Source organism: Mycobacterium sp. E183, assembly GCF_001667735.1.
Taxonomy (GTDB): domain Bacteria; phylum Actinomycetota; class Actinomycetes; order Mycobacteriales; family Mycobacteriaceae; genus Mycobacterium.
Genome location: NZ_LZJN01000095.1, coordinates 14354 through 39757, shown reverse-complemented (window position 1 = coordinate 39757; position 25404 = coordinate 14354). Strand labels below are relative to the sequence as shown.

Genomic DNA, 25404 nt, shown 5'->3' with positions numbered 1-25404 from the left:
ACGAACTCGACGACCCCTGGCGCGACCCGCCGGCCGCACCCCCCGCGCCTCCGGCCCCCGCGTCGCCTGCACCCAAACCGGCCGGCCCGCCGAACGCGGCGACGCCGAAGCCGCCGGGTCCCGTCGCGGGCGGCTGACCGGCCCGTCTGGTAGCGCGCCTACACTCGGCGGTGATGTCCCCTCATGACACTGCCGACCTGAGCGCAGCAATCCGCACCGCACTGGGGAAGGTGATCGACCCCGAGTTGCGGCGTCCGATCACCGAACTCGGAATGGTCAAGAGCATTGACACCGAGCCCGACGGCGGCGTGCACGTCGCGATCTACCTGACCACCGCCGCCTGCCCGAAGAAGACCGAAATCAGCGAGCGGGTCACCCAGGCCGTCTCCGATGTTCCGGGCACGGGGGCCGTGAAGGTCACCCTGGACGTGATGAACGACGAGCAGCGCACCGAACTGCGCAAGCAGTTACGGGGCGATGCCCGCGAGCCCGTCATCCCGTTCGCCCAGCCGAACTCGCTGACCCGGGTCTACGCGGTCGCGTCGGGGAAGGGCGGGGTGGGCAAGTCCACCGTCACCGTCAACCTGGCCGCCGCGATGGCCGCGCGCGGACTGTCCGTCGGCGTGCTGGACGCCGATATCCACGGCCACTCCATCCCGCGGATGATGGGTACCACCGACCGGCCCACCCAGGTCGAGTCGATGATCCTGCCGCCCATCGCCCACGAGGTGAAGGTCATCTCGATCGCCCAGTTCACCGAGGGCAACACACCGGTGGTGTGGCGCGGGCCGATGCTGCACCGTGCGCTGCAGCAGTTCCTGGCCGACGTCTATTGGGGCGACCTGGACGTGCTCTTACTGGACCTGCCGCCGGGCACCGGCGACATCGCCATCTCGGTGGCCCAGCTGATCCCGAGCGCCGAGCTGATGGTGGTGACAACGCCGCAGCTGGCCGCGGCCGAGGTCGCCGAGCGGGCGGGCAGCATCGCGATGCAAACCCGGCAACGCCTCGCCGGCGTGGTGGAGAACATGTCCGGTCTCACGCTGCCCGACGGTTCGACGTTGCAGGTGTTCGGCGAGGGCGGCGGCCGGCAGGTGGCCGAGCGGTTGTCCCGCGCCGTCGGCGCCGACGTGCCGCTGCTCGGCCAGATCCCGTTGGACCCCGCCCTGGTCGCCGCCGGCGATTCCGGCACCCCGATCGTGCTGAGCGCCCCCGACTCCCCCGCCGGCAAGGAACTGCGCAGCGTGGCCGACAAGCTGTCGGCACGCCGGCGCGGATTGGCGGGCGTGTCGCTGGGACTGGACCCGACGCGACGCTAACCCGTCGTCGACATTGAACCCAGGGCGACGGCAACGCCGAGCACCTTCTGCCGGATTACAGTCTCGGCGCTGACGCTCAGGTCGCGTCGGCGTCGAACGGGGTCGGCCCGGAAAGGTGTTGCTCGGCTGTCGGCTGGGGCGGGGCTGCCGGCGTGACCGCCCCGGTGGCCGGTCGGTCGAAGTTGCCGGTGAGGAACGAATCGTCGCCGTCCAGCAGGTGCTTGGTCAGCGCGGCGCGGGGCGTCATCCCCCGCAGCTTCTGCAATTCGCTCAGCGGGACGCGCAGGTCGTCGAACTCGGGCCCCAGGTCTTCGCGCAGCTGGGTGGTCACCCCACTCAGGTAGTCGCGGGCCTGCCGCAGCGCGGTCGACGTCCAGCGGATCGCACCGGGAAGCCGCTCCGGGCCGAGCACCACCAGCCCGACCACGACGAGGACCAGGATGTGCTCCCAGCTCAGGCTGCCGAACATCTAGCTTCCGTCGGGGTCGGGCTTGACGGTCAGGGTGACGTGCCGACCGTCGCGGACCACCTCGATCGGGGCGTCCTGGCCGATGGTCAACTGCCGGACGGCGACGACGAACTCGTCGGCGTCGGCGACCTTGCGGTTACCGACCTTGACGATCACGTCATTCTCCAGGATCCCGCCCTTTTGCGCGGGGCTTCCCGCCTTCACGTTGGCGACCTGCGCGCCGGCGGCGATCGCGTTGCTCACCGACCGGGTGCTGATGCCCAGCGTCGGGTGCACGATCTTGCCGTCTTTGATCAACGTCTGCGCCACCATCTTGGCCTCGTTGATGGGGATCGCGAAGCCCAACCCACTCGCGCTGTCGGACAAGGACTTACCCGCGGTGTTGATGCCGATCACCTGCGAATCCATATCGATCAGCGGGCCGCCGGAGTTGCCGTGGTTGATCGACGCGTCGGTCTGCAGCGCGTCGATGACGGTGTCGGTGTCCGAGCCCTCACCCGACAACGGGACGGGACGGTGCAGCGCGCTGATGATGCCGTGGGTCACGGTGCTGCGCAGCCCCAGCGGCGCGCCCGCCGCGAGGACCTCGTCACCGACATTCACCTTGTCCGAGTCGCCGAACCGGGCCACGCTCAGGTTGTCGACATTGTCGACCTTGAGCACGGCCAGGTCGGTCTTCGGGTCGCGGCCGACCAGGTTGGCGGGCACTTCCTTACCGTCGTTGAACACCACGGTCGTCTTGAACTGGCTGGGATTGTTGGCCGCCTCGGAGATCACGTGGTTGTTGGTGATGATGTAGCCGCGCCCGTCGACCACCACGCCCGAGCCCTGCAAGCCCTCCTGGTCACTCTTGGACTCGATGGTGACCACCGCGTTCGCGGTCGCGGCCGCCACCTTGGCGAACCGGCCGGCCGGACCTTCACCGTTGCCGTTGGTCGACAGGGTCACCTTCGAGGTGGTGAACGCCTCGGCTACCTCGGCCGTCTTGCGGCCGATCACACCGCCGATGACGCCGATGAGCAGCGCGATCAGCAGCAGGGCGAGCAACGCCAGGTAGGACACCTTGCCGCCGAACAGCACATCGCGTACGCCGAGCTTGCCACTGTAGCCCTGCGGCCCCCGAGGTCCCGCGGGGGCGACCGCCGGGGTGCCCAGCGCCGCGGCGGCCGCCGGGTCGCGCCAGGGGTCGTCGAGTTCGTCGGGCTCTGCCCCGTTTTTCTCGGCCGCGAGCGCGCCGGCGTCGACGGGGTGGCGCTGCAGCGATTCGGGGCTTCCGACGGGACGGCTGAACGCCTCCTGGAGGACCGGATCGGCCGGCTCGTCGTGCGGGGAAAACTCGGATTGGTCCCGGTACTTCCGCGGACGGACCCGATCGGCCACGAAGGAGCCGCGCAGTCCGTCGGGACGGCTGAACAGTTGGCGAGACGCGGGGTCCACCGGCGGACGGGAGATGGGGCGCGGCGCCAAGCGGTTGCCGCTGTCGTTGCCTTGGTCGGAGGTCACGTTATCCCTTTGGATCCTCTTCTTGAGCGCTCGAGACAGGCCCTGCACCGGGCGATACCCACGACACCGGCGTGGTCGTGTCCACCCTAGTATCCACGGTTCGGGACCGGCCGCCCATGAGCGCGCGGGCGGGGTGCGCAAAATCGGGACGGATCAACGACGGGGGCTCATTCGGAAGGCGCGCAGCTACGGGCGCTTGCGCTGCTCACGGGCGTCGCGCTCAGCAAAACGGTCGGCCGGCCGGCCGGTCGCGTCGTCGGGCGAATCGTAGGGAATCTCGGCGAGCATTCCGAGCAGCGCGCTCGGGATGCGGATCGGATGCGAATCCCGCAGCGCCGCACGGGCCCGGCTCTGACCGTCGACCTCGGCCGCACACTGCGGGCACAGCGACAGGTGATGCGCCGCCCGCAGGTGCGCGTTCATCCGCAGCTCACCGTCGACGAAGGCCGCGATGGCTTCGACGGAAAGGTGCTCGGTAGAGCCGAACTGGCGCGGCGCGCCGACGGGGGCATCGCTCTGGGAGGCGAACTGGGCGGGAAGCCAGGAGAACGCACGACGGAACAGATGTCCTCGATCGGGCATCACCGGGTCCTTTCGTTGCGCCTACCCCTCGAATGTAGCGCGAGGCAGCTCGCAATATCGCGTCTCGAGACCGCGAAACCGCTGGCTCATGGCCAGGCGACGAACCCTACGCCGACTCGGCGTGCACCGCGTCCCGGCCGGCGCCCGGTTGCGGATGAGCGGCCAGGTAGTCGCGCAACGCCTGACGTCCGCGGTGGATGCGGCTGCGCACGGTGCCGAGCTTTACGCCCAGCGTCGCGCCGATCTCCTCGTAGGACAGGCCCTCGATGTCACACAGGACGACGGCGGCGCGGAATTCCGGCGGCAGGGAATCCAGGGCGGCCTGCAGGTCCGGACCGAGCCGCGAATCGTGATAGATCTGCTCGGGATTGGGCTCGTCGGCGGGCACGCGCTCGTAATCCTCGGGCAGCGCCTCCATCCGGATGCGGGCGCGCCGGCGCACCATGTCGAGGAAAAGGTTGGTGGTGATGCGGTGCAGCCAGCCTTCGAACGTTCCCGGCTGGTAGTTCTGCACCGATCGGAAAACCCGGATGAAGGTCTCCTGCGTCAGGTCTTCCGCGTCATGCTGATTGCCCGAGAGGCGGTAAGCCAGCCGGTACACCCGGTCGGCGTGCTGACGGACCAACTCGTCCCACGAGGGCATCGTGGACTTGTCCCCGGTCGCGTCGAAAACCGCGGTGCCCTGCAGGCCGTCGGAAGGCTCCACCCACTCGTCGGCGGGGCAGTCCTGCGGGTGCGACATGCTGGTCGGGCCCAAAAGCGTGGTGATGATCGAATCCTCCAAATCCGTCCTGTCACAAAGCGACAAGTCGTCATCGACGGCAACACGTGGCCGCCAATCCGTATTCCCGGTCCCACCCGCTCCGCGATCCATAGGGACACCGTCGCGTATGGGCGTATGTGCGATATATGAACAGTCTGAGCTCAGCCTGAGAAACCTTTTCGTTACCAGCGCTGTGCTGGACATATCCGTAGCGGGGTGAGGTTAAACGCACCGGCTTTCCCGGGCGTGTCGTGGCGGCGCGGCTTAGGCGTGCCATGCCGGGGCGCGCACCGGAGTGGAATACGCTGCGGGCATGGACGGCACCGACGCAGACACCCCCGGCCAGCCGGCGCCCAGTCGAGCCGAATCCCTCTTCGCGCACGCCGAGGGGTCGATCTCCGAGGACGCGCTGCTGGCGGCCGCCCGCGAGCGCGCCGTGGACATCGGTGCGGGCGCGGTCACGCCCGCGGTCGGCGCGCTGCTGAGCCTGCTGGTCAAGCTCAGCGGCGGCAAGGCCGTGGCGGAGGTGGGCACCGGCGCCGGGGTCAGCGGACTTTGGTTGCTATCCGGCATGAGCGACGACGGCGTCCTGACGACGATCGACATCGAACCCGAGTACCTGCGGCTCGCCAAGCAGGCCTTCTCCGAGGCCGGGATCGGCCCCTCGCGCACCCGGTTGATCAGCGGCCGGGCCCAGGAGGTCCTCACCCGCCTGGCCGACGAGTCCTACGACCTGGTGTTCGTCGACGCCGACCCGGTCGACCAGCCCGACTACGTCATGGAGGGCGTACGGCTGCTGCGGTCCGGCGGCGTCATCGTGGTGCACCGGGCCGCTCTCGGCGGGCGCGCCGGCGACCCCGCCGCCCGCGACGCCGAGGTGGCCGCGGTGCGGGAAGCGGCACGGCTTATCGCCGAGGACGAGCGGCTCACGCCCGCCCTGGTGCCGCTGGGCGACGGCATCTTGGCCGCGGTTCGCGACTGACCCGCGCGGCGACCCGCCGCGCCCGGCCGCGCCGCGCTTGCGATCGCCACTGGTCCGATGGTGGCGACCCGCCGCGCCCGGCCGCGCCGCGCTTGCGATCGCCACTAGTTCGATGGTGGCGACCCGCCGCGCCCGGCCGCGCCGCGCTTGCGATCGCCACTGGTTCGATGTTTACGAATTCTTGACGCGATACCACCTTGACTCGCGACTGAACGGCCGTTTAACGTACTGAACATGCGTTCAGCCGACCTGACCGCAACCGCTCGAATCCGCGACGCGGCCATCGAGCAGTTCGGACAGCACGGCTTCGGCGTGGGACTGAGGGCCATCGCCGAAGCCGCGGGGGTGAGCGCCGCGCTCGTCATTCACCACTTCGGTTCCAAGGAAGGCCTGCGAAAGGCCTGCGACGACTACGTCGCCGAAGAGATCCGCAGTTCCAAATCGGAGGCGATGCGGTCCAACGACCCCGCCACCTGGTTCGCGCAGCTCGCCGAGATCGAGGAATTCGCGCCGCTGACAGCCTACCTCCTGCGCAGCATGCAGACGGGCGGCGACCTGGCGAAGATGTTGTGGCAGAGGATGATCGACAACGCCAAAGAGTACATAGAAGAGGGTGTGCGGGCCGGGACGATAAAGCCCAGCCGTGACCCGAAGGCCAGGGCCAAGTATCTCGGCATCACGGGAGGCGGCGGCCTCCTGCTCTATCTGCAAATGCACGACACGCCAACGGATTTGCGTGCGGTCCTGCGCGATTACGCCAGGGACATGATCCTGCCGGCCCTCGAGATCTACAGCGAGGGCCTGATGGTGGACCGCACCATGTACGACGCATTCCTGGCCGCCGAAGATCAAGGAGGATCACATGCCAGCTGACAGTGTCGCACCCATCGAAATACGCGGGTTGACCAAGAACTTCGGAGCTGTGCGTGCGCTGGACGGCCTCGACCTGACGGTGCGCGAAGGTGAAGTCCACGGCTTCCTCGGCCCGAACGGCGCCGGGAAGTCGACGACCATCCGCATCTTGCTGGGCCTGGTCAAGGCAGACGGCGGTAGCGTTCGGATGCTGGGCGGCGACCCGTGGGCCGACGCGGTCGCGCTGCACCGTCAGATCGCCTATGTGCCAGGCGATGTCACGCTGTGGCCGACATTGACCGGGGGCGAGACCATCGACATGCTGGCCCGCATGCGCGGTGGCATCGATGAAAGGCGGCGCGCCGAGTTGGTCGAGCGCTTCGACCTCGACCCACACAAGAAGGCGCGGACTTACTCGAAGGGCAACCGGCAGAAAGTCTCGCTGATCTCCGCGTTCTCGTCGCGCGCCCGCCTGCTGCTCCTGGACGAGCCGAGCAGCGGCCTGGACCCGTTGATGGAGAACGTCTTTCAGCAATGCGTCGCCGAGGCTCGCGATCGCGGCGCGACCATCCTGCTGTCCAGTCACATCCTGGCCGAGACCGAAGCGCTGTGCGAACGGGTGACCATCATCCGGGCCGGCAAGACCGTCGAGAGCGGCTCGCTGGACTCGATGCGGCATCTCAGCCGCACCTCGATCAGGGCCGAAATGACCGGCGACCCCGGCGACCTCACGCGCATCAAGGGCGTCGAGGACGTCAGCGTCGAAGGCAACACCGTGCGTGCCCAGGTCGACGGCGAAAGCCTCGGAGAACTGATCCGGGCACTTGGCGACGCGGGCGTGCGCACCCTCGTCAGCCAGCCGCCGACGCTCGAGGAACTCTTCCTGCGCCACTACGACACGGCGGACAGGGTGTCCGCATCATGAGCACCGCAACCTTGGACCGGTCACACCGCCCCGCCCACCCCGCACCGCAACGGCGGCCGAACTTCGCGGGGACGCTTGGCATGCTGCGGCTCTACCTACGGCGCGACCGGGTTTCGTTGCCGCTGTGGGTGTTGCTGCTGTCGGTGCCGCTGGCAACGGTGTACGTCGGCAGCATCGAGAAGGTCTACCCCACCGAGGCGGCGCGCGCCGGCTTCGCGGCTTCCATCATGGCGAGCCCGGCACAGCGTGCCCTCTACGGGCAGGTCTACAACGACAGCCTTGGGGCGGTGGGCATTTGGAAGGCCGGGATGTTCCACCTGCTCATCTCGGTGGCCGTCATCCTGACCGTCATCCGGCACACCCGCGCCGACGAGGAGGCCGGCCGGACCGAGCTCGTGGACTCGACCGCGGTCGGGCGCTACGCCAGCCTCAGCGCCGCCCTCCTGTTGTCCTTCGGGGCCAGCCTCGCCACGGGCATGATCGGCGCGGCGGGTCTGCTCACCACCGATGTCGCCCCGGGCGGGTCCCTCGCCTTCGGTGCGGCGCTGGCCTGCTCCGGCCTGGTGTTCACCGCCGTCGCCGCGGTGGCCGCGCAGTTGTCGCCGAGCGCGCGGTCCGCCCGCGGCGCCGCGTTCGCGGTCCTGGCGGCGGCCTTCACACTGCGCGCCCTCGGCGACGCCGGTTCGGGCGCGCTGTCCTGGCTCTCGCCGCTGGGGTGGTCGCTGCAGGTCCGGCCGTACGCGGGCGACCACTGGCCGGTTCTGCTGTTGCACCTGGCGACGACCATCGTCCTCACCGCGGTGGCCTATCGGCTCCTCGCGAGCCGTGACGTGGGTGCCGGGCTGTTCGCCGAACGCCCCGGCCCCGGCTCCGCCGCCCCGGCGCTGGGCAACGTGTTCGGGCTGGCATGGCGGCTGGACCGCGGTGCCCTCGTGTTGTGGACCGTGGGCCTGTGCCTCTACGGCATCTTGATGGGCAGCGTGGTGCACGGCATCGGCGACGAGCTCGGCGGCAGCAACGCCGCGCGCGACATCGTTCTCCGAATGGGCGGGACCAACGCCTTGGCGGAGGCTTTCATCGCCGTCGCGTTCACCATGCTGGGCATGGCCGCGGCCGCGTTCGCGATCTCGCTGACGCTGCGGCTACACCAGGAGGAATCGGCGCAACGGGCCGAGACGACGCTGGCCGGTGCGGTGTCGCGAACCCGTTGGCTCGCCAGCCACGTGCTGGCCGCACTGCTCGGATCCACGGTCGCGATGCTGCTCAGCGGGCTGACCGGGGGGCTGGTCTACGGAGCCGCAGCCGGTGACATCGGCGGCAAGGTGGCCGTCGTGGTGGCGAGCGCGGCGGTACAGCTGCCCGCCGTCTGGTTGTTGTGCGCCGTGACCGTCGCCGTGTTCGGGCTTGCGCCGCGATTCACACCCGTGGCGTGGGGTGTTCTGGTCGGGTTCATCGCCCTGTACCTGATCGGCTCCCTGGCCGGGTTCTCCCAGTGGCTGCTCGACCTGGAGCCGTTCGCCCACATCCCGCGCGTCGGCGGCGATTTCACGGCCACACCACTGTTGTGGTTGCTCGCCATAGATGCCACACTGATCGCCCTGGGAGCCGTGGCTTTTCGACGACGCGATCTGCGAGTTTAGGAGCGTCATGAAGATCGGTGTTCGACTGGCGGCATCATCGATTCTCGGAATCGCCGCCTATGCTCTGGTCCTGTTCTTGCCGGCCGGCACCTTCCGCTATTGGCAGGGCTGGGTTTTCATCGCCCTGTTCACGGTGGTATCGATCGTCCCCACAATCTATCTGGCGCGCAAACATCCGGCGGCCCTGCAACGGCGCATGCATGCGGGACCGCAGGCGGAAACCCGCACGGCCCAGAAGGTCATCAGTGCCGGCGCCTTCGGAACCCTCTTCGTCGTCATGGCGTTCAGCGCGTTCGACCATCGGATGGGCTGGTCGACCGTGCCCGTGTGGCTGTGCGTGGTGGGTGACGTCCTGATGGCGACCGGCCTGGCCGTCGCCATGCGCGTGATCATCGAGAACAGTTATGCCGCTGCGACCGTGACGGTGGAGAGCGGCCAGAAGGTCGCCTCCGACGGGCTCTACAGGTTCGTCAGGCACCCGATGTACGCGGGGAACGTGATCATGATGGTGGGAATGCCCCTGGCGCTCGGCTCGTACTGGGCACTTCTCCTCGTCGTTCCCAGCGTCGCGATCCTGGTGCTGCGCATTCTCGACGAGGAGAAGCTGCTCAAGACGGAGCTCCCGGGATATCGCGAATATGCGCAACGCGTCCGCTATCGGCTGCTGCCGAGTGTGTGGTAGCCGTTTAATCTGATCCCGTGGTCCGCACTCCCGCGCCCACCAGGGATCGGCCGTGGCGTCGCCCGGGCGTCCTTCGCTACGCGCTGAGCCGGATACGCGGCTTCGCCAAGCCGCCGGTCACTGTGACCGACCCACCGGCCGAGATCGCCGTCGACCGTGACGTTGCCGTGCCCACCCGCGACGGAACGACGTTGCGGATCAACGTCTTCCGGCATGCCGGCGCCGGGGCCGGGCCGGTCATTCTGAGCATTCACCCGTACGGCAAGGACAATCTGCCGAAGCGCCGCGGCAACAGGTGGACCTTCTCCATCCAGTACCGGGTACTGCGCCAGCCCCGGCCGGTGACCTTCTCGGCGCTGACCGGTTGGGAGGCGCCCGATCCCGCGTGGTGGAGCGCGCAGGGCTTCGTCGTGGTGAACGCCGACTCGCGGGGCTGTGGCCACTCCGGCGGCACCGGAAAGCTGTTGTCGCGGCGAGAGGCCGAGGACACCTACGACCTGGTGCAGTGGATCGCCAGTCAGCCGTGGAGTGACGGGCGGGTCGTCATGCTCGGGGTGTCGTACCTGGCCATCAGCCAGTACGCGGCCGCGGCCCTACGGCCGCCGGCACTGCGGGCGATCTGCCCATGGGAAGGGTTCACCGACGCCTACCGCGACCTCACCTTTCCCGGCGGGGTCCGCGAACGGGGCTTCACCCGGGTGTGGTCGCGCAACGTGCGGCGCGACACCCGCCAGGCCTACGACCTGGAGCGGATGCAGGATGCCCACCCACTGCGTGACGAGTTCTGGCGCTCGCTGGTGCCGGACCTCGCCGCGATCGACGTGCCGATGCTGGTGTGCGGCAGCTTCTCCGACAACAACCTGCACGGCCGCGGCTCCATCCGCGCGTTCACGCACGCGAGTTCCGGCCACGCCCGCCTCTACACCCACCGGGCCGGTAAGTGGGCGACGTTCTACTCCGAGCCCGCGCTGGCCGAGCAGCTGAAATTCTTCCGGGCGGCGCTGGACGGGGCGCCCGGTTCCCGCAGCGTCCGCTTGGAGGTCCGCGAAGACCGCGACACCGTCGTCGCGGTGCGCGAAGAGGCCGACTGGCCGCTGGGGCGAACCCATTGGCGGCCAATGTATTTGGCCGCGGGCGGACTGCTGACCGCTTCGCGGCCGTCGGCAGAGGGTGGCATCTCGTTCGAAACCCGCTCCGGCGCAGCCGCTTTCAGCTGGACGGCGCCGGAGGATGTCGAGTTGACCGGCCCGATGGCGGCGCGGTTGTGGATCGAGCTGGCCGGCTGCGACGACGCCAACCTGTTCGTCGGCGTGGAGAAATGGCGCGACGGGCGGTTCGTCGGGTTCGAGGGTTCGTACGGTTACGGCCGGGACCGGGTGAGCACCGGGTGGCAACGGGTCTCGCTGCGGGCGCTGGATCGCGAGCTCTCGCGGCCGTGGGAACCCGTCGCGGCATGCACCGACCCACAGCCCGTCCCCGCGCACGAGGCCGTCGAGGTCAATGTCGCGCTCGGCCCGTCGGCGACGCTGTTCCGCGCCGGCGAGCAGCTGCGGCTGGTGGTCGCCGGGCGCTGGTTGTGCCCGAGAAACCCGCTTACCGGCCAGCTCCCCGCGGCCTACACCGGCTCCCCCCGCGGGCGCATCAGGCTGCGTTGGGGGCCGCGCTACGACGCGCACCTGCTGATCCCGGAGATCCCGGGCTAGATCCGGTCGGCGTCGGCTTCCCCGGTGCCCGCATCGTTGCCGGGCTAGATCCAAACGCCCTTGCCGACCGCGACGACGCCGCCGGCGCTGATCGCGAACCGCTCCCGGTCCTTCTCCAGGTCCACGCCCACCATCTCGCCGGGGCCGACGACCACGTTCTTGTCCAAAATCGCGTGGCGCACCACGGCGCCCCGACCGACCCGGGCGCCCGGCATGATCACGCTGCCCTCCACGATCGCGCCGTCGTCGACCACGACGTTGGACGACAGCACCGAGTTGCGCACCGAGGCGGCCGAGATGATGCTGCCGGCGCCGACGACCGACTCCTGTGCCGATCCGCCATTGACGAACTTGGCCGGCGCCAGGTTCTCCGACTCCCCCCGGATCGGCCAGCGCTTGTTGTACAGGTTGAACACCGGGTGCACCGACACCAGGTCCATGTGAGCGTCGTAGAAGGCGTCCAGCGTCCCCACGTCCCGCCAGTAGGCCCGGTCGCGGTCGGTGGCACCGGGCACCTCGTTGTCGTTGAAGTCGTACACCGCAGCCATTCCGTCGCCGACCAGACGCGGGATGATGTCACCGCCCATGTCGTGATCGGAGTGGTCGTCGTCGGCGTCCGCGCGGATGGCGTCGATGAGGACCTTGGTGGTGAAGATGTAGTTGCCCATCGACACGAACGTCGAATCGGGGTCGTCCGGGACGCTCGGCGGGTCCAGGGGCTTCTCCACGAAATCGCGGATGCGGCCGGAGTCGTCGGCGTCGATGCAGCCGAAAGCGCTGGCCTCGGCGCGCGGCACCCGGATGCCGGCCACGGTTGCCCCTGCCCCACTTTCGATGTGGAACTGGACCATCTGCTCGGGGTCCATCCGGTAGACGTGGTCGGCGCCGAAAACGACTATGTAATCGGGGTCTTCGTCGTAGATCAGATTGAGCGACTGGTAGATCGCGTCGGCGGAGCCGGTGTACCAGCGCGGGCCCAGGCGCTGCTGGGCGGGCACCGGCGTGATGTATTCACCGGCCAGACCGGACAACCGCCAGTTCTGCGAAATATGACGGTCCAGTGAATGCGACTTGTACTGAGTGAGAACGCAGATCCGCAAATAGCGGGCATTGACGAGGTTGGACAGCACGAAGTCGATCAGTCGGTAGGCGCCGCCGAAGGGGACCGCGGGCTTGGCCCGATCCGCGGTCAGCGGATACAGCCGCTTGCCCTCACCCCCGGCCAGGACAATGCCCAGCACGTGTGGCGCTTCCCTCATGGGTCAAACCTATCGGCCGTCGCGAACCGCTGCCAGAGGGATCGCTCTATTGGCGATCTGCTGCGCGGCTGTCCGTCAAGGTCTTTGGTTTCCTCCCCGATTGTCCAGCCCGACTCGCGGGCCTCGCCAACGCCGAACTACCGTGCGGGTATGCGGGTGGCGATGATGACTCGGGAGTACCCACCGGAGGTCTACGGGGGAGCCGGTGTACACGTCACCGAACTGGTCGCCCAACTGCGCCGGCTATGCGCGGTCGACGTGCACTGCATGGGCGCGCCGCGGCCGAACGCCTTCGTGCACCAGCCCGATCCGCGCCTGCAGGGCGCCAACGCGGCGCTGTCGACGTTGTCCTCGGACCTGTTGATGGCCAACGCCGCGTCGGCGGCCAGCGTCGTGCATTCGCACACCTGGTACACCGGCATGGCCGGTCATCTGGCCGCCCTGCTCTACGACATCCCCCACGTACTGACCGCCCACTCCCTCGAGCCGCTGCGGCCGTGGAAAGCCGAGCAGCTCGGCGGCGGCTATCGCGTGTCGACCTGGGTGGAGCACACCGCCGTACAGGCCTCGGACGCCGTCATCGCGGTGAGCTCCGCGATGCGCGAAGACATCCTGCGCGTCTACCCCGCCCTGGACCCCAGCGTGGTGCACGTCATCCGCAACGGGGTCGACACCGACGTCTGGCATCCGGCCGGACCGACGCAAACCGGGTCGCTGCTGGCGGAGCTCGGGGTCGACCCGGACCGGCCCATCGTGGCGTTCGTCGGCCGGATCACCCGGCAGAAGGGCGTCGCCCACCTGGTGGCGGCGGCGCACCACTTCGACCCCGAAGCGCAGGTGGTGCTGTGCGCGGGCGCCCCCGACACCCCGGAGATCGCCGACGAGATGCGGTCCGCGGTGGCGCGGCTGTCCGACCACCGGCGCGGCGTGTTCTGGATCCGAGAGATGTTGCCCATCGGCGAATTGCGCGAAATTCTCTCGGCGGCAACCGTATTCGTGTGCCCCTCGGTGTACGAGCCACTGGGCATCGTGAACCTGGAGGCCATGGCATGCGCGACGGCGGTGGTGGCGTCCGACGTCGGCGGGATACCGGAGGTGGTCGCCGACGGGGTGACCGGCTCGCTGGTGCATTACGACCCCAGCGATCCGGCCGGTTACCAGGCCAGGCTGGCCGAAGCGGTCAATGCGCTCATCGCCGATCCCGAGAAGGCGAAGCGCTACGGCGAGGCGGGACGGCAGCGCTGCGTCGAGGACTTCTCCTGGGCCCACGTCGCCGAGCAGACCCTGGACATCTACCGAAAGGTGTGTGCGTAGCGCAGCCGTCCGTCGGCGCGCGTTCAGCTGGAGCTCGTGACACCCTTGAGTTCGTCACCGAGGGCGGCGGCTTCGTCGGGCGTCAGCTCAACGACCAGTCGACCGCCTCCCTCAAGTGGTACCCGCATCACGATGCCGCGCCCCTCCTTGGTTGCTTCCAGAGGACCGTCGCCGGTCCGGGGCTTCATCGCCGCCATCGAGTGCTCCCTCCAGGTTCGAGCTGGCCCGCCTTTGCGGACCTGGTCGGCGCCGAGCATGCCCCGCCAGCGATTTTCCAGCCATACCCGACATCGAACTGCCAAATCACGCCTCTATTGTTCCCTATCCAGGTCACGAGTTGAACAAAGACCCGGTTCTCCGGCCTTAGCGGGCCGGTCACGGCCCGCGCCGTCAACGGGGGGAAGGCACCCAACAACCCCGGATATGGTCGTCGACCATCCCGGTCGCCTGCATCAGCGCATAGGCGGTGGTCGGCCCGACGAACCGGAACCCGCGCCGCTTGAGGTCGCGCGCCATGGCCTTAGATTCCTCAGTGGCCGAGGGGATTTGGGAGCCGTCCGCGGGCCGGGGGCGCGGCTCTGGCGCGAACGACCACAGCAGCTTCGACAGGTCCGCGGGGGTTCCCAGCTCAGCGGCGGCGCGGGCGTTCGCGATCGTCGCGTCGATCTTGGCGCGGTTGCGCACGATTCCGGTGTCCGCCATCAGCCGCTGCACGTCGGCGTCGCTGTAACCGGCGACCTGCCCGAAGTCGAAGCCGGCGAAGGCCCGCCGGAAGTTCTCCCGTTTGCGCAGGATGATCAGCCACGACAGCCCGCTCTGGAACGCCTCCAGGCTCATCCGCTCGAAGAGTGCCACCCCGTCGTGCACCGGGCGGCCCCACTCCTGGTCGTGGTAGTCGCGGTACATCTCGAAATCGGGTCCCGGCCGGATGGCCGCCCAGCTACACCGCACCAGCCCGTCATCGCTCACATCTAGTCCTGACGATCCTCGGCCTCCCCGGGTTCCACGTCCCCGGGGTCGGCGTGGGCCTCCGCGGGGGCGTGCACCGCGGCCAGCTGGCCGCGCAGCGCCTCGAGCTCGCGGGCGAGCCGGTCCAGCACCCAGTCCACCTCGCTGGTCTTGTATCCGCGCAGCACCTGGGTGAACTTGACGGCATCGACGTCCGCGCCGGTCATACCGTAGGCGGGCAAGACCGTCGCGGTCGTGCCCCGCGGCAGGGGCGGCAACTGCTCGCCCCGTCCGAACAGCAGGCTCGCCGCGCCGAAGAGCACGATCGCCACCAGCACCAGCACCACCAGGTAGAGCAACACCAACGCCACGTCGTCGATACTGCCCTATGCCACCGACACCGCGATGACGCAGCGGGGCCTTAGCGCGGCCGCAGCACCTTCATCGGCGGCCGGTCCGCCAGCGACACCGGCGACGTGTGCTGGGTGAAGTCCTGAAAGTCGGAACCCTCGGTGTCGTCGACGAAGAACTGCGTCAGCCCTACGCCGGAGTCGGGCACCCCGCACCGGGAGAGCAGGGTCGCGATGACCTGGCGGCTCATGGCGCCCAACTCGGCCAGCGGCCGGTTGCGATGCGCGCGCACACCGAGGTTGACCTGGGCGATCGCCCCCAATCCCAGCCGGTCGAAGGTGTCCAGCAGCAGGCCGATCTCCACGCCGTAGCCCGGCGCGAACGGCACCGACGTCAGCAGTTCGCGGGTGGCCGCGTACTCCCCGCCGAGCGGTTGCAGGATGCCGCCCAGCTCCGGGCGCAGCGCGGCGAGCAGCGGCCGGGCCACCAACTCGGTGACCCGTCCGCCTCCGGTCGCGCCCGCCACGTCGCCCACGCGCAGGGGGCGCCGGTAGAAGCTCTTGACCAGGTGGACGCCGTCGCCGGTGAGCAGCGGGCCGACCAGCCACGGGACGAACATCGGGTGCGGGTTGATCAGGTCGGAGTCGACGAACACGACGATGTCGCCGCTGGTGGCCGCGAGCGAGCGCCACAGCGCCTCGCCCTTGCCCGGCCGGATCGGCACCTCGGGCAACGCCTGCTCCCGGCTGACGACGCGGGCGCCGGCGGCGACGGCGCGGATCTCGGTGTCGTCGGTGGAGCCGGAGTCCAGCACGATCAGCTCGTCGACCAGCCCGTCGACCAGCGGTGAGATGCTGTCGATCACCGATTCGATGGTCTCTTCTTCGTCGAGGGCCGGCAGCACCACCGAGATGGTGCGGCCCGCCTTGGCGGCCTCGAGTTCGGCGACGGTCCAGCCCGGGCGGTTCCAGCTGCGGTCGGCCAGCCAGGTGTCGCCGGGGCGGGCGGCCAGCACCGCGTCGTGGGTGAGGTCGCCGGCGAACAGGTCGGATGCCGTCATGCCAGCCCCCTTACCGTGCGCGCGGGCGGGCGTATGCCCTGGATCGAGGCCACCATTTCGAGCACCCGGCGGGTCGCGGCGACCTCGTGGACGCGAAACATCCGCGCACCGGCGGCAGCCGCCAGCGCGGTGGCCGCCAACGTGCCCTCGAGCCGCTCGGTCAATTCCACCCCCAGAGTCTCCCCGACGAAGTCCTTGTTACTCAAAGCCATGAGCACGGGCCATCCGGTATTAACAAGATCGCTGAGGTGGCGCAACAGCAGCAGGCCGTGGAACGTGTTCTTGCCGAAGTCGTGGGCCGGGTCGATCAGCACGCGGTCGCGGGCCACCCCGCGGGCGACCGCGCGCTCGGCGGCGGCCGTGACCTGGCGAATGACGTCGTCGACCACCCCGCGGGTGGTGGTTCCGTAGCGCACCCGGAACGGACGCGTGCGGGGCAGCGCCCCGCCGGTGTGCGAGCACACCAGGCCCGCCCCGAACTCCGCGGCGACCCCGGCAAGGTCCGGGTCGATGCCGCCCCAGGTGTCGTTGATCAGGTCCGCCCCGGCGGCGCAGGCCACCCTGGCCACCTCGGAGCGCCAGGTGTCGACGCTGATCAGCTGGTCGGGGAACGCGTCGCGCAGCCATTCGATGAACGGGATCAGCCGGGCGATCTCGGTGTCCGCGTCGACGTCCTGGCCCGGGCCGGCTTTGACGCCGCCGACGTCGATGACGTCGGCACCTTCGGCGACGGCCCGGTGTGCGGCGGACCGGGCGGCCTCGTCGCTGAAGGTCGCGCCCTTGTCGTAGAACGAATCGGGGGTGCGGTTGACGATCGCCATGATCAGCGGCCGATCGCCGGCGACCGGGCGGCCGCACCAGGTCGATCCGGCTGACGCCGACGGTGTCGATTGCACACGTCCATGGTGCCCGGTCGGGCCCGCGAGTGTGCGGCCAGCCGCACGGTGGACGCCGAATGTGCGGCTGGGCGCACACTCAGCGCGCAATCAGCCCTTCGGCCGCTTACCGTCGGCCACCTCGTCGGGGTACTCGTCGTAGTACGGCACGTAGCCCTCGTCGCGGCCGGCCAGCACGTAGAGCGGGTCCTTGATGTCCGGCCCGTAGGCCTGGTCGCGCAGTTCCACCTTGCGGCTCTTGAACGTCGTGGTGTGCTCGAGCGACTCGACCACCCGCACGAACAGCGGCAGCGCGTAGGCGGGCAGCTGGCCGTACACCGCGTTCGCCAGCGACTTGCCGTCGAACTCCGCGCCGTCGCGCAGCTTGACCGCGGCCATCCCGGCGCGGCCGCCGGTGCGCGGGATCTCGACTCCGAAGACCGTGCACTCCTCGACGTGCTCGTCGGACGCCAGCGCGGCCTCCACCTGGGTGGTGGCGACGTTCTCGCCCTTCCACCGGAACGTGTCGCCGAGACGGTCGACGAAGGCGGCGTGCCCCATGCCCTGCGGGCTCATCACGTCGCCGGAGTTGAACCACACGTCACCCTCGCGGAAGGCGTTGCGCACCAACTTCTTCTCGCTCGACTCCTTGTCGGTGTAGCCGTCGAACGGCTGCAACCGGTTGACCGGGCTGAGCAGCAGGCCGGGCTCACCCGGCGGCACCCGGCGCACCCGCCCGTTGTCGTCCCGCAGCGGGGCACCGGTGTCGGGGTCGTACTCCACATAGGCCAACGGCATGGGGAAGACGCCGGTGGTCCGCGGCACGTTGAAGATGTTGATGAACGCCGTGTTGCCCTCGCTGGAGGCGTAGAACTCGCAGACCCGGGCGATGTCGAACCGATTCGTGAACTCGTCCCAGATCTCCGGCCGCAACCCGTTGCCGGCGATCACCCGCACCCGGTGCGCGCGATCGGTGACCTTGCGCGGCTGGTTGAGCAGATAGCGGCAGATCTCGCCGATGTAGATGAAGGCCGTCGCCTCCGCGGCGATGACCTCGTCCCAGAATTTCGACGCCGAGAACGACTTGCCCAGCGCCAGCGTGGCCCCGGAGTTGATCACCGACGACAACGCGACCGTCAGCGCGTTGTTGTGATACAGCGGCAGGCAGCTGTACAGCGTGTCGGAGCTCTTCAGCCTCAGCCCGATGCCGCCGAACGCCGCGAGTGCCTTCAGCCACCGCAGGTGGGTCATCACGCTGGCCTTGGGGAATCCCGTTGTGCCCGAGGTGAAGATGTAGAACGCGGTGTCCTTGGCCTGCACGGCCGACGCCGACGGCGGGTTGGTGGCCGGGGCGCTGACGGCGAACCGCTCCAGGTCCTCCACGGTCATCGTCTCGGTGTCGCCGGCGCCGCCGCACTCGGCCACCGCGCTGACCAGGTCGGTCTCCGCGATCAACACCTTGGCCTTGAGCAGGCCCAGGCTGTGCGCCAGCACCTCGCCGCGCTGGTGGTAGTTCAGCATCCCGGCGACGGCGCCGCACTTGACGGCGGCCAGCATCGTCAGCACCGCGTTGGGCGAGTTGCGCAGCATGATCGCGACGACGTCGCCGCGGCCGACACCGCGCGAGGCCAGCACCGCCGCGTACCTGTTGGCGGCGGCGTTGGCGTCGCGGTAGCTCAGTTGCTGGTCGCCGAACCGCAGGAAGATGCGGTCGCCGTATCGGGCGGCGCGGTCGGCGAACACCGTGCCGATCGACTTCTTCGAACCCGGCTGGGCCAGCAGTCCGGTCATCGCCCCGCGAACGATCACCGGCATATCGGCCAGCAACCTGGGCGCCCGAGACGCGAGATCGGTCAGTTTGACCGCCGTGCGCGCTCCCCCGTCGTGATTCGACACGTCATCCCTCAATTCTTCGTGAACAACCCGGCGCACAGCCTAGTAGGGCTGGCCGGAGTGCCGGGCCCTCAATCCGGCGCGCACGCCTCCACGGCGGCGCTCACCTTGTCGACCAGCAACAACCGGTCCATCGCCGGCTGCGAGATGTAGCCGCTGTCGAGCAGCCCGCACAGCCAGAGCCACAGGCCTTCGTAGTGGCCCAGCGGGTCGAGCATCACGATGGGTTTGCCGTGCAGGCCGAGATAGCCCGTGGTCCACGAGTCGAGCAACTCGTCCAGGGTGCCGACGCCGCCGGGAAGCACGACGAACGCGTCGGCACGCTCCTCCATGACCTGCTTGCGCTCATGCATGGTCCCGGTGACGATCAGCTCGTCGGCGTCGGTGTCGGCAATCTCGCGGCGCATCAGGATTTGGGGGATGACGCCGACGGTCCGGCCCCCGCGGGCGCGCGCCGCGGTCGCCACCGCGCCCATCGCCGACACCCGGCCGCCGCCCCACACCAGGGTCCACCCGCGTTCGGCGATCGCCTCGCCGAGTTCGGCAGCGACCGCGAGCAATTCGGGATGTTCCGGGCCGGACGCGCAGTACACACAGATCGCCCAGTCGCGCATACAACGAAAGGTAGACCAAGCTTGCTGCGGGCCGCATACCGCGCGCAATAAAATCCGGCGATGCCGATTCGATGGAACGTCCCCCAGCACGCCTCGGCCCTGGAGCGGCTGGCCGCGGCGCTCGCGACGGGGAGGGGTGCGGTCGTCCTCGGCCCGGACGGTTGCGGCAAGTCCACCTTGGCCCAGATGGCCGCCGAGGACTTCGGCCGCGACCACCCGGACACCCGCGTCCGCTGGGTCACCGGCACCCCGACCGAGCGGGCGGTGCCGTTCGGCGCCTTCGGCCACCTGGTCGAGATCGCCGACATCGGCAAGCCGGCCGCGCTGTTGCGCGCCGCCCGGGCGTCACTGGACGGCCCCGAGCACGGGGATCTTCTGCTCGTCGTCGATGACGCCCACGACCTGGACATCCTGTCGGCGACCCTGGTGTACCAGCTGGCGCTGGCCGGCAGGGCCAGGCTGATCGTCACCGGCCGCGCGGCGTCGTCTCCCGAGGCCATCGCGGCGCTGTGGACCGATCGCGTGCTTCCGAGAATCGACATCGAACCGACCGGCGGGATGACCACGGCTGCCGAGGTCGACGCGTTCCTCGCCGAAATCCCCGCGGCGGCCCGGGCGGTGCTGGACTACCTCGCCGTCTCGGAGCCGCTGTCGCTCGCCGACCTGGGCGCCCTGACCGGCGCGGACGCGGTCCGCGAGGCCACCGACTGCGGGGCGGTGGAGACGCGGGCGCGCGGCGGGGAGTCGGACGAGCCGGTGGTGTACACGGCCCACCCGCTGTTCGCCGAGCGGGCGCGCGCCGCGCTCGGCGGCGACGCCGCGCGGCAACGGCGCACCGAGTTGGTGCGGCTGCTGACGCAGCACTCGCCGGACCACCTCGGCGACCGGCTGCGGTTGGCGTCACTGGCCCTGGACAGCGACGCCCCCCAGCCGACCGCCGAGGTGGTGGCCGCCGCGCAGCAGGCGCTGCGGCTGGGCGACCTGGCCCTGGGCGAACGGCTGGCCTCCTCGGCGCTGGAGCGCTCCGGCGGGCTGGCCGCACGGCTGGCGCTGGCGCACGCCCTGGGGTGGCAGGGCCGCGGCCGCGAGGCCGACGCGGTGCTGGGCGGGCTGGACCCCGCCGCGCTGACCGAAGCCGCGCTCATGGACTGGGCGCTGCTGCGCGCGGCCAACCAGTTCTGGATGCTCGGTGAGCCCGAGCGGGCCACCGCGTTTCTGCGCACCGTCCGCAATCGCGTCGCGGACGCTGGCGCCCGTACCACCCTGGACGCGCTGAGCGCCACGTTCGCGATGAACGCGGGCAACGTCGGGCACGCCGTGAAGGTCGCCGGCGAGGTGCTGGCCGCGCCGGACGCCGACGACCAGGCGGTGGCCTGGGCGGCCAGCGCGGCGGCGCTGTGCGCGGCGCGGCAGGGGCGTTTCGACGACGTCGAGCCGCTGGCCCAGCGCGCCCTGGCCGCCGAACATCCCGGGTTGCTGCGTTTCACCATCGGGTTGGGGCAGACCACCGCGCTGTTGATGGCGGGCCGGCTCGAGGCGGCCCGCGAACTCGCCCAGCAGTTCACCGATTTCGCCGAGTTGCAGCAGCCGGGCCGCGCGATCGGCGAGGTGCTGCTGGCCCATGTGTTGCTCGCCGACGGTGAATTCGCCCGGGCCGCCGCGCTATTGGGCCCGGCGGCCGCGACGCTGGAACGCACCGGCTATTCGTGGGGGCCGCTCTCGCTGACGTTGTTGGCCACCGCCCTGGCCCAGCAGGGTGATATCGCGGCCGCGGGAAAAACGTTGGGAAGGGCCGAATCCCGGCACGGTACCAAGTCGGCGCTGTTCGCGCCGGAGCTCGGCGTCGCCCGGGCGTGGCGGCTGGCCTCGATGCGCGACGCCCACGGTGCGGTGGCCGCCGCCCGCGATGCCGCCCGCATGGCCGAGCGCGGCGGGCAGCGGGCGGTGGCGATGCGCGTGTGGCACGAGGCCGTGCGGCTCGGCGACACCCGCGCGGCCGATCCGTTGGGCCGGCTGTGTGACGAGATCGACTGCGCGGCAGGCAAACTCGCGCTCGCCCACGCGCAGGCGCTGGCGGCTGGCGATGGTGCGGCGCTGCTGGCGGCGTCGGACGACCTGGCCGCGGTCGGAATGCGCGCGGCGGCCGCCGACGCGGCCGCGCAGGCGCGGCGGTGCGCGGGCTGACTAGCCGCCGAGGTAGCCGCGCAGCATGTCCACCGCAGCGGTGATGTTGGCGACCGGGACGCTCTCGTCGCGCCGGTGCGCGAGGTTGGGATCGCCCGGGCCGAAGTTGACGGCCGGGATGCCCAGCGCGGCGAACCGCGCGACGTCGGTCCACCCGTACTTCGCCCGGACGTGTCCCCCGGCGGCCTCGACCAGCGCCTTGGCCGCGGGCTGCGACAGCCCGGGCAGCGCGCCCGCGGCGGCGTCGGTCTGCTCGATCCGCACGTCGAGCCCGTCGAACACCTCGTGCACGTGCTGCAGCGCCGCGGCTAACGACCGGTCGGGCGCGAAGCGGAAGTTGACCGTGACCGCGGCCGCGTCGGGGATGACGTTGCCCGCCACGCCGCCGTCGATGCGGACGGCGGACAGGCCCTCGCGGTATTCGCATCCGTCGATGTCGACGGTGCGCGCGGAGTAGGCGGCCAGCCGGTCCACGACGGCGCCGAGCTTGTGAATGGCGTTGTCGCCCAACCACGGCCGCGCCGAGTGGGCGCGCGTTCCGGTGGCGCTGATCACGACGCGCAGCGTGCCCTGGCAGCCGGCCTCGATGTAGCCGCCGGTGGGCTCGCCCAGGATGGCCACGTCGGCGGACAGCCAGTCGGGCAGCTCGCGCTCGATGCGGCCCAAACCGTTTGCCGCCGCGTCGATTTCCTCGCAGTCGTAAAACACCAGGGTCAGGTCGTGGACCGGTTCGGCCACGGTCGCGGCCAGATGAAGGAAGACCGCGTCACCCGACTTCATGTCGGCGGCGCCGCACCCGTACAGGTCGCCGTCCTCGCGGCGGCTGGGCAGGTTGCCCGCGACCGGGACGGTGTCGAGATGTCCGGCCAGCAGGACTCGCGACGGCCGCTGGCGGCGGGTGCGCGCCAGCACGGCGTTGCCGTTGCGGACGATCTCGAAACCGGACGTCTGGGCGCGCAGCGCGGCCTCCACCTCGTCGGCCAGGCGCGCCTCGTCTCGTGATTCGCTGGGGATGTCGACCAACGCCGCGGTCAGCTCGATCGGGTCCCCGCGCAAGTCCAGCACGGGTCCAAGGGTAATGGGTCGCCCTCATTCGGCGAGCAGACGCACAATCGCACTATCGGCCGCCTTCGGATGCGATTCTGCGTCTGCTCGGCGGCCCAAGTAACCTGGCCGCCGTGACTGGAGCTGTGGGCGTCGGACTGGCGACGCTGGCCGCCGACGGATCGATCCTCGACACGTGGTTTCCCGCACCGGAACTGACCGAATCGGGCACCGGCGGCACGTCTCGGCTGGCGTTGTCGGACATCCCGCCGGAGCTGGTGGCGCTGGTCGGCCGGGACGACGACCGCGGCACCGAGACCGTCGCGGTGCGGACGGTCATCGGCTCGCTCGACGACGTGGCCGCCGACGCCTACGACGCCTACCTGCGGCTGCATCTGTTGTCGCACCGGTTGGTGACGCCGCACGGGCTGAACGCCGGCGGGCTGTTCGGGGTATTGACCAATGTCGTGTGGACTAACCGCGGTCCGTGTGCGGTCGACGGGTTCGAGGCCGTCCGGGCGCGGCTTCGCCGGCACGGGCCCGTGACCGTCTACGGCATCGACAAGTTCCCGCGGATGGTCGACTACGTCGTGCCGACCGGGGTGCGCATCGCCGACGCCGACCGGGTGCGCCTCGGCGCCCACCTGGCGCCCGGTACGACGGTGATGCACGAGGGCTTCGTCAACTACAACGCCGGCACCCTGGGCGCGTCGATGGTGGAGGGCCGCATCTCGGCCGGCGTGGTGGTGGGCGACGGTTCCGACATCGGCGGTGGGGCGTCCATCATGGGCACGCTGTCCGGCGGTGGTACCGAGGTCATCTCGATCGGCAAGCGGTGCCTGCTCGGCGCCAACGCGGGGCTGGGCATCTCGCTGGGCGACGACTGCGTCGTCGAAGCCGGCCTCTACGTGACCGCGGGCACCAAGGTCGCCACGCCCGACGGCCAGCTGCTGAAGGCCCTGGAGCTGTCCGGCGGCAACAACCTGCTGTTTCGGCGCAACTCGGTCAGCGGGGCCGTCGAGGTGGTGGCCCGCGGCGGTCAGGGCATCGCCCTCAACGAGGACCTGCACGCCAACTGAGCGCGGCTAGACGTCCGCGGCGACCTTCTCCGCGGCGGGGACGGCGCCCAGCGTCGTTCCCCTGGTTTCGGGCAGCAGATAGACGGACGCGAAACTGGCCACCACAAGCGTGGCCATCATGAGCCCGATCGCCCAGCTGCCGTAGGTCGCCAGCAGGGTGCCGGCCATCAGCGGCGGCACGGCCGCCCCGAGGACGCCGGCCAGGTTCATCGCCACCGCCGCGCCGCTGTAGCGGTAGCGGGTGGCGAACAGTTCGGGCACGAACGCCGCCGTGGGACCGTTGGCCACCGCCGCCGCGCCGAACATGCCGACGATGGCGACGACGTACAACACCGGCCTGCGGGTGTCCAGCAGCGGGACGACCGCGAACGCCCACGGCAGGCACGCCACCAGCCCGCACAGCATCACCCGACGCCGCCCGACCCGGTCGGAGATCCACGCCGAGAACGCGACGAACACCATGCTGGTGAGCCCGCCCAGCGCGCCGACGCCCCAGATGAAGCTCCGCGAGTAGCCCAGATGGTTGTGGGCGTACATGACGAGGAAGGTGTTGCCCAGGTAGACGAAGCCCATGCCGCCCAGGAAGCTGCCCGCGACGAGGACGATCTCCCGCCGCTGTAACCGCAGCAGCTCCGCGAGCGGCGCCTTGGGTATCAGGTCGCGGGCCTTCTCCTCGACGAAGAGCGGAGTCTCTTCGATGTTCAGCCGCACGTACAACGCGATGCCGATCAGCCCGCTGCTGATCAGGAACGGGACCCGCCATCCCCACGCCATGAACGCCGGGCTGTTCTCCCCCATGGTGACGTTTACGGCCAGAAACGTCAGGCTGGCGAGGATTCCGGCGGTGCCGCCGCCGAGCAGGGTGAACATGCCGTACCAGCCGCGCTTGCCGGTCGGGGCGTACTCGGCGCTCAGCAGGGCCGATCCCGCCCACTCGCCGCCGACCGCGAACCCCTGCAACAGCCGCAACACGATCAGGATCAGCGGCGCCGCGATGCCGATCGACGCCGTGCTGGGGACCATGCCGACGCTCACCGTCGAGGCGCCCATGATCAGCAGCGTGGCCACCAGCGTCTTCTTGCGGCCGAGCCGGTCCCCGAAGTAGCCGAAGACGGCCGCCCCCAGCGGGCGGGACAGGAACGCCGTTGCGAACGTCGCCATGGCGGCGACGGTGGCCAGCGTCGGACCGAGCGCCGGGAAGAACACCGTGGGAAACACCAGCGCCGCCGCGGTCCCGTAGATCAGGAAGTCGTAGAACTCGATGGCCGAGCCGACGAGGCAGGCGGCGGCAATCCGCCGCATGGGGGTGGTAGGCCGGTGCACGGTTACGACGGTAGGTGAAGCTTGCCGGTCACGCTCGGCG

The 25404-nt window shown here is 70.0% G+C and carries 24 protein-coding genes; 10 read left to right on the top strand and 14 right to left on the bottom strand.

Features of this window, described 5'->3' with window-relative positions; all coding sequences use genetic code 11:
* Nucleotides 1-146: 146 nt before the first annotated feature.
* Nucleotides 147-1319, top strand: a complete 1173-nt coding sequence (locus A5691_RS09660; RefSeq protein ID WP_156670184.1) for an Mrp/NBP35 family ATP-binding protein — start codon at nucleotides 147-149, stop codon at nucleotides 1317-1319.
* A 76-nt stretch (nucleotides 1320-1395) separates the two neighbouring features.
* Here A5691_RS09660 and tatB read toward each other — a convergent pair whose 3' ends face one another.
* The 4 genes from tatB to sigE all read right to left on the bottom strand — a co-directional run bounded on the left by tatB (nucleotide 1396) and on the right by sigE (nucleotide 4747).
* Nucleotides 1396-1788: a Sec-independent protein translocase protein TatB gene (gene tatB, locus A5691_RS09655; protein WP_067754821.1), complete on the bottom strand. Its 393-nt coding sequence runs from the start codon at nucleotides 1786-1788 to the stop codon at nucleotides 1396-1398.
* A complete protein-coding gene (locus tag A5691_RS09650; RefSeq protein WP_068017419.1) occupies nucleotides 1789-3291 on the bottom strand; it encodes a S1C family serine protease in 1503 nt (500 codons plus the stop codon). It abuts the gene before it with no gap.
* A 186-nt stretch (nucleotides 3292-3477) separates the two neighbouring features.
* On the bottom strand, nucleotides 3478-3873 hold the full coding sequence (gene rseA / locus A5691_RS09645) for an anti-sigma E factor RseA (RefSeq protein ID WP_067754815.1): 396 nt from the start codon (nucleotides 3871-3873) through the stop codon (nucleotides 3478-3480).
* A 106-nt stretch (nucleotides 3874-3979) separates the two neighbouring features.
* Nucleotides 3980-4747 (bottom strand): RNA polymerase sigma factor SigE, encoded by a 768-nt coding sequence (gene sigE / locus A5691_RS09640; RefSeq protein WP_068017417.1) that lies wholly within the window; start codon nucleotides 4745-4747, stop codon nucleotides 3980-3982.
* A 202-nt stretch (nucleotides 4748-4949) separates the two neighbouring features.
* On the opposite strand from sigE, the gene A5691_RS09635 reads away from it, so the two are divergent.
* The 6 genes from A5691_RS09635 to A5691_RS09610 all read left to right on the top strand — a co-directional run bounded on the left by A5691_RS09635 (nucleotide 4950) and on the right by A5691_RS09610 (nucleotide 11420).
* Nucleotides 4950-5618 carry an O-methyltransferase gene (locus A5691_RS09635; protein ID WP_067760920.1) on the top strand — a complete coding sequence of 223 codons (669 nt, stop codon included), beginning with the start codon at nucleotides 4950-4952 and terminating at the stop codon, nucleotides 5616-5618.
* 234 nt (nucleotides 5619-5852) lie between these two features.
* Complete coding sequence (locus A5691_RS09630) at nucleotides 5853-6491, top strand: TetR/AcrR family transcriptional regulator (RefSeq protein WP_067888551.1); 639 nt, start codon at nucleotides 5853-5855, stop codon at nucleotides 6489-6491.
* On the top strand, nucleotides 6481-7395 hold the full coding sequence (locus tag A5691_RS09625) for an ABC transporter ATP-binding protein (RefSeq protein WP_067888554.1): 915 nt from the start codon (nucleotides 6481-6483) through the stop codon (nucleotides 7393-7395). Before A5691_RS09630 ends, A5691_RS09625 begins: the two co-directional genes overlap by 11 nt.
* Nucleotides 7392-9035 carry an ABC transporter permease gene (locus A5691_RS09620; RefSeq protein WP_156675646.1) on the top strand — a complete coding sequence of 548 codons (1644 nt, stop codon included), beginning with the start codon at nucleotides 7392-7394 and terminating at the stop codon, nucleotides 9033-9035. Before A5691_RS09625 ends, A5691_RS09620 begins: the two co-directional genes overlap by 4 nt.
* Nucleotides 9036-9042: 7 nt before the next feature.
* Nucleotides 9043-9717: an isoprenylcysteine carboxylmethyltransferase family protein gene (locus A5691_RS09615; protein ID WP_068017415.1), complete on the top strand. Its 675-nt coding sequence runs from the start codon at nucleotides 9043-9045 to the stop codon at nucleotides 9715-9717.
* Nucleotides 9718-9734: 17 nt separating this feature from the next.
* Nucleotides 9735-11420 carry a CocE/NonD family hydrolase gene (locus A5691_RS09610; RefSeq protein ID WP_067888560.1) on the top strand — a complete coding sequence of 562 codons (1686 nt, stop codon included), beginning with the start codon at nucleotides 9735-9737 and terminating at the stop codon, nucleotides 11418-11420.
* A 44-nt stretch (nucleotides 11421-11464) separates the two neighbouring features.
* Here A5691_RS09610 and glgC read toward each other — a convergent pair whose 3' ends face one another.
* A complete protein-coding gene (glgC, locus tag A5691_RS09605) occupies nucleotides 11465-12679 on the bottom strand; it encodes a glucose-1-phosphate adenylyltransferase (RefSeq protein ID WP_067760932.1) in 1215 nt (404 codons plus the stop codon).
* Between the two features lie 150 nt (nucleotides 12680-12829).
* Between glgC and glgA the strand changes: the two genes are divergently transcribed.
* Nucleotides 12830-13993, top strand: a complete 1164-nt coding sequence (glgA, locus tag A5691_RS09600; RefSeq protein ID WP_067760934.1) for a glycogen synthase — start codon at nucleotides 12830-12832, stop codon at nucleotides 13991-13993.
* A gap of 23 nt (nucleotides 13994-14016) precedes the next feature.
* On the opposite strand, the gene A5691_RS09595 is transcribed toward glgA, so the two are convergent.
* The 7 genes from A5691_RS09595 to A5691_RS09565 form a co-directional block, all read right to left on the bottom strand.
* Nucleotides 14017-14190 (bottom strand): DUF3117 domain-containing protein, encoded by a 174-nt coding sequence (locus A5691_RS09595; protein WP_003878471.1) that lies wholly within the window; start codon nucleotides 14188-14190, stop codon nucleotides 14017-14019.
* Nucleotides 14191-14383: 193 nt separating this feature from the next.
* Complete coding sequence (locus tag A5691_RS09590; protein WP_067888564.1) at nucleotides 14384-14962, bottom strand: DNA-3-methyladenine glycosylase I; 579 nt, start codon at nucleotides 14960-14962, stop codon at nucleotides 14384-14386.
* Nucleotides 14963-14964: 2 nt separating this feature from the next.
* Nucleotides 14965-15312: a DivIVA domain-containing protein gene (locus A5691_RS09585; protein WP_067888567.1), complete on the bottom strand. Its 348-nt coding sequence runs from the start codon at nucleotides 15310-15312 to the stop codon at nucleotides 14965-14967.
* A 50-nt stretch (nucleotides 15313-15362) separates the two neighbouring features.
* Nucleotides 15363-16352, bottom strand: a complete 990-nt coding sequence (locus tag A5691_RS09580) for a glucosyl-3-phosphoglycerate synthase (RefSeq protein WP_067888570.1) — start codon at nucleotides 16350-16352, stop codon at nucleotides 15363-15365.
* A complete protein-coding gene (gene folP, locus A5691_RS09575) occupies nucleotides 16349-17173 on the bottom strand; it encodes a dihydropteroate synthase (RefSeq protein WP_067760996.1) in 825 nt (274 codons plus the stop codon). The genes A5691_RS09580 and folP overlap by 4 nt, the downstream gene beginning before the upstream one ends.
* A gap of 165 nt (nucleotides 17174-17338) precedes the next feature.
* Complete coding sequence (fadD6, locus tag A5691_RS09570) at nucleotides 17339-19123, bottom strand: long-chain-acyl-CoA synthetase FadD6 (protein WP_067785479.1); 1785 nt, start codon at nucleotides 19121-19123, stop codon at nucleotides 17339-17341.
* A 68-nt stretch (nucleotides 19124-19191) separates the two neighbouring features.
* Nucleotides 19192-19734, bottom strand: coding sequence for a TIGR00730 family Rossman fold protein (locus A5691_RS09565; protein ID WP_067785476.1), 543 nt, complete (start codon nucleotides 19732-19734; stop codon nucleotides 19192-19194).
* A gap of 60 nt (nucleotides 19735-19794) precedes the next feature.
* Between A5691_RS09565 and A5691_RS09560 the strand changes: the two genes are divergently transcribed.
* Entirely contained in the window at nucleotides 19795-21918 is a 2124-nt protein-coding gene (locus A5691_RS09560; protein WP_068017411.1) for an AAA family ATPase, read from the top strand.
* Here the strand turns inward: A5691_RS09560 and dapE are convergent, their stop codons facing one another.
* Nucleotides 21919-22983: a succinyl-diaminopimelate desuccinylase gene (gene dapE / locus A5691_RS09555; protein ID WP_068017409.1), complete on the bottom strand. Its 1065-nt coding sequence runs from the start codon at nucleotides 22981-22983 to the stop codon at nucleotides 21919-21921.
* 104 nt (nucleotides 22984-23087) lie between these two features.
* Here dapE and dapD point away from each other — a divergent pair, with 104 nt between their 5' ends.
* Entirely contained in the window at nucleotides 23088-24041 is a 954-nt protein-coding gene (dapD, locus tag A5691_RS09550) for a 2,3,4,5-tetrahydropyridine-2,6-dicarboxylate N-succinyltransferase (RefSeq protein ID WP_156675645.1), read from the top strand.
* 6 nt (nucleotides 24042-24047) lie between these two features.
* On the opposite strand, the gene A5691_RS09545 is transcribed toward dapD, so the two are convergent.
* Nucleotides 24048-25343 (bottom strand): MFS transporter, encoded by a 1296-nt coding sequence (locus tag A5691_RS09545; RefSeq protein ID WP_067760953.1) that lies wholly within the window; start codon nucleotides 25341-25343, stop codon nucleotides 24048-24050.
* Between the last annotated feature and the right edge of the window lie 61 nt (nucleotides 25344-25404).

Bases quoted from the DNA above. Each gene is read 5' to 3' on its own strand.
- tatB (WP_067754821.1), bottom strand. From the start codon at position 1,788: ATGTTCGGCAGCCTGAGCTGGGAGCACATCCTGGTCCTCGTCGTGGTC.
- glgA (WP_067760934.1), top strand. From the start codon at position 12,830: ATGCGGGTGGCGATGATGACTCGGGAGTACCCACCGGAGGTCTACGGG.
- sigE (WP_068017417.1), bottom strand. From the start codon at position 4,747: ATGGATCGCGGAGCGGGTGGGACCGGGAATACGGATTGGCGGCCACGT.
- glgC (WP_067760932.1), bottom strand. From the start codon at position 12,679: ATGAGGGAAGCGCCACACGTGCTGGGCATTGTCCTGGCCGGGGGTGAG.
- A5691_RS09635 (WP_067760920.1), top strand. From the start codon at position 4,950: ATGGACGGCACCGACGCAGACACCCCCGGCCAGCCGGCGCCCAGTCGA.
- A5691_RS09595 (WP_003878471.1), bottom strand. From the start codon at position 14,190: ATGGCGGCGATGAAGCCCCGGACCGGCGACGGTCCTCTGGAAGCAACC.
- A5691_RS09545 (WP_067760953.1), bottom strand. From the start codon at position 25,343: ATGCGGCGGATTGCCGCCGCCTGCCTCGTCGGCTCGGCCATCGAGTTC.
- A5691_RS09630 (WP_067888551.1), top strand. From the start codon at position 5,853: ATGCGTTCAGCCGACCTGACCGCAACCGCTCGAATCCGCGACGCGGCC.
- A5691_RS09560 (WP_068017411.1), top strand. From the start codon at position 19,795: ATGCCGATTCGATGGAACGTCCCCCAGCACGCCTCGGCCCTGGAGCGG.
- A5691_RS09625 (WP_067888554.1), top strand. From the start codon at position 6,481: ATGCCAGCTGACAGTGTCGCACCCATCGAAATACGCGGGTTGACCAAG.
- A5691_RS09565 (WP_067785476.1), bottom strand. From the start codon at position 19,734: ATGCGCGACTGGGCGATCTGTGTGTACTGCGCGTCCGGCCCGGAACAT.
- A5691_RS09620 (WP_156675646.1), top strand. From the start codon at position 7,392: ATGAGCACCGCAACCTTGGACCGGTCACACCGCCCCGCCCACCCCGCA.
- A5691_RS09580 (WP_067888570.1), bottom strand. From the start codon at position 16,352: ATGACGGCATCCGACCTGTTCGCCGGCGACCTCACCCACGACGCGGTG.
- A5691_RS09615 (WP_068017415.1), top strand. From the start codon at position 9,043: ATGAAGATCGGTGTTCGACTGGCGGCATCATCGATTCTCGGAATCGCC.
- folP (WP_067760996.1), bottom strand. From the start codon at position 17,173: ATGGCGATCGTCAACCGCACCCCCGATTCGTTCTACGACAAGGGCGCG.
- rseA (WP_067754815.1), bottom strand. From the start codon at position 3,873: ATGCCCGATCGAGGACATCTGTTCCGTCGTGCGTTCTCCTGGCTTCCC.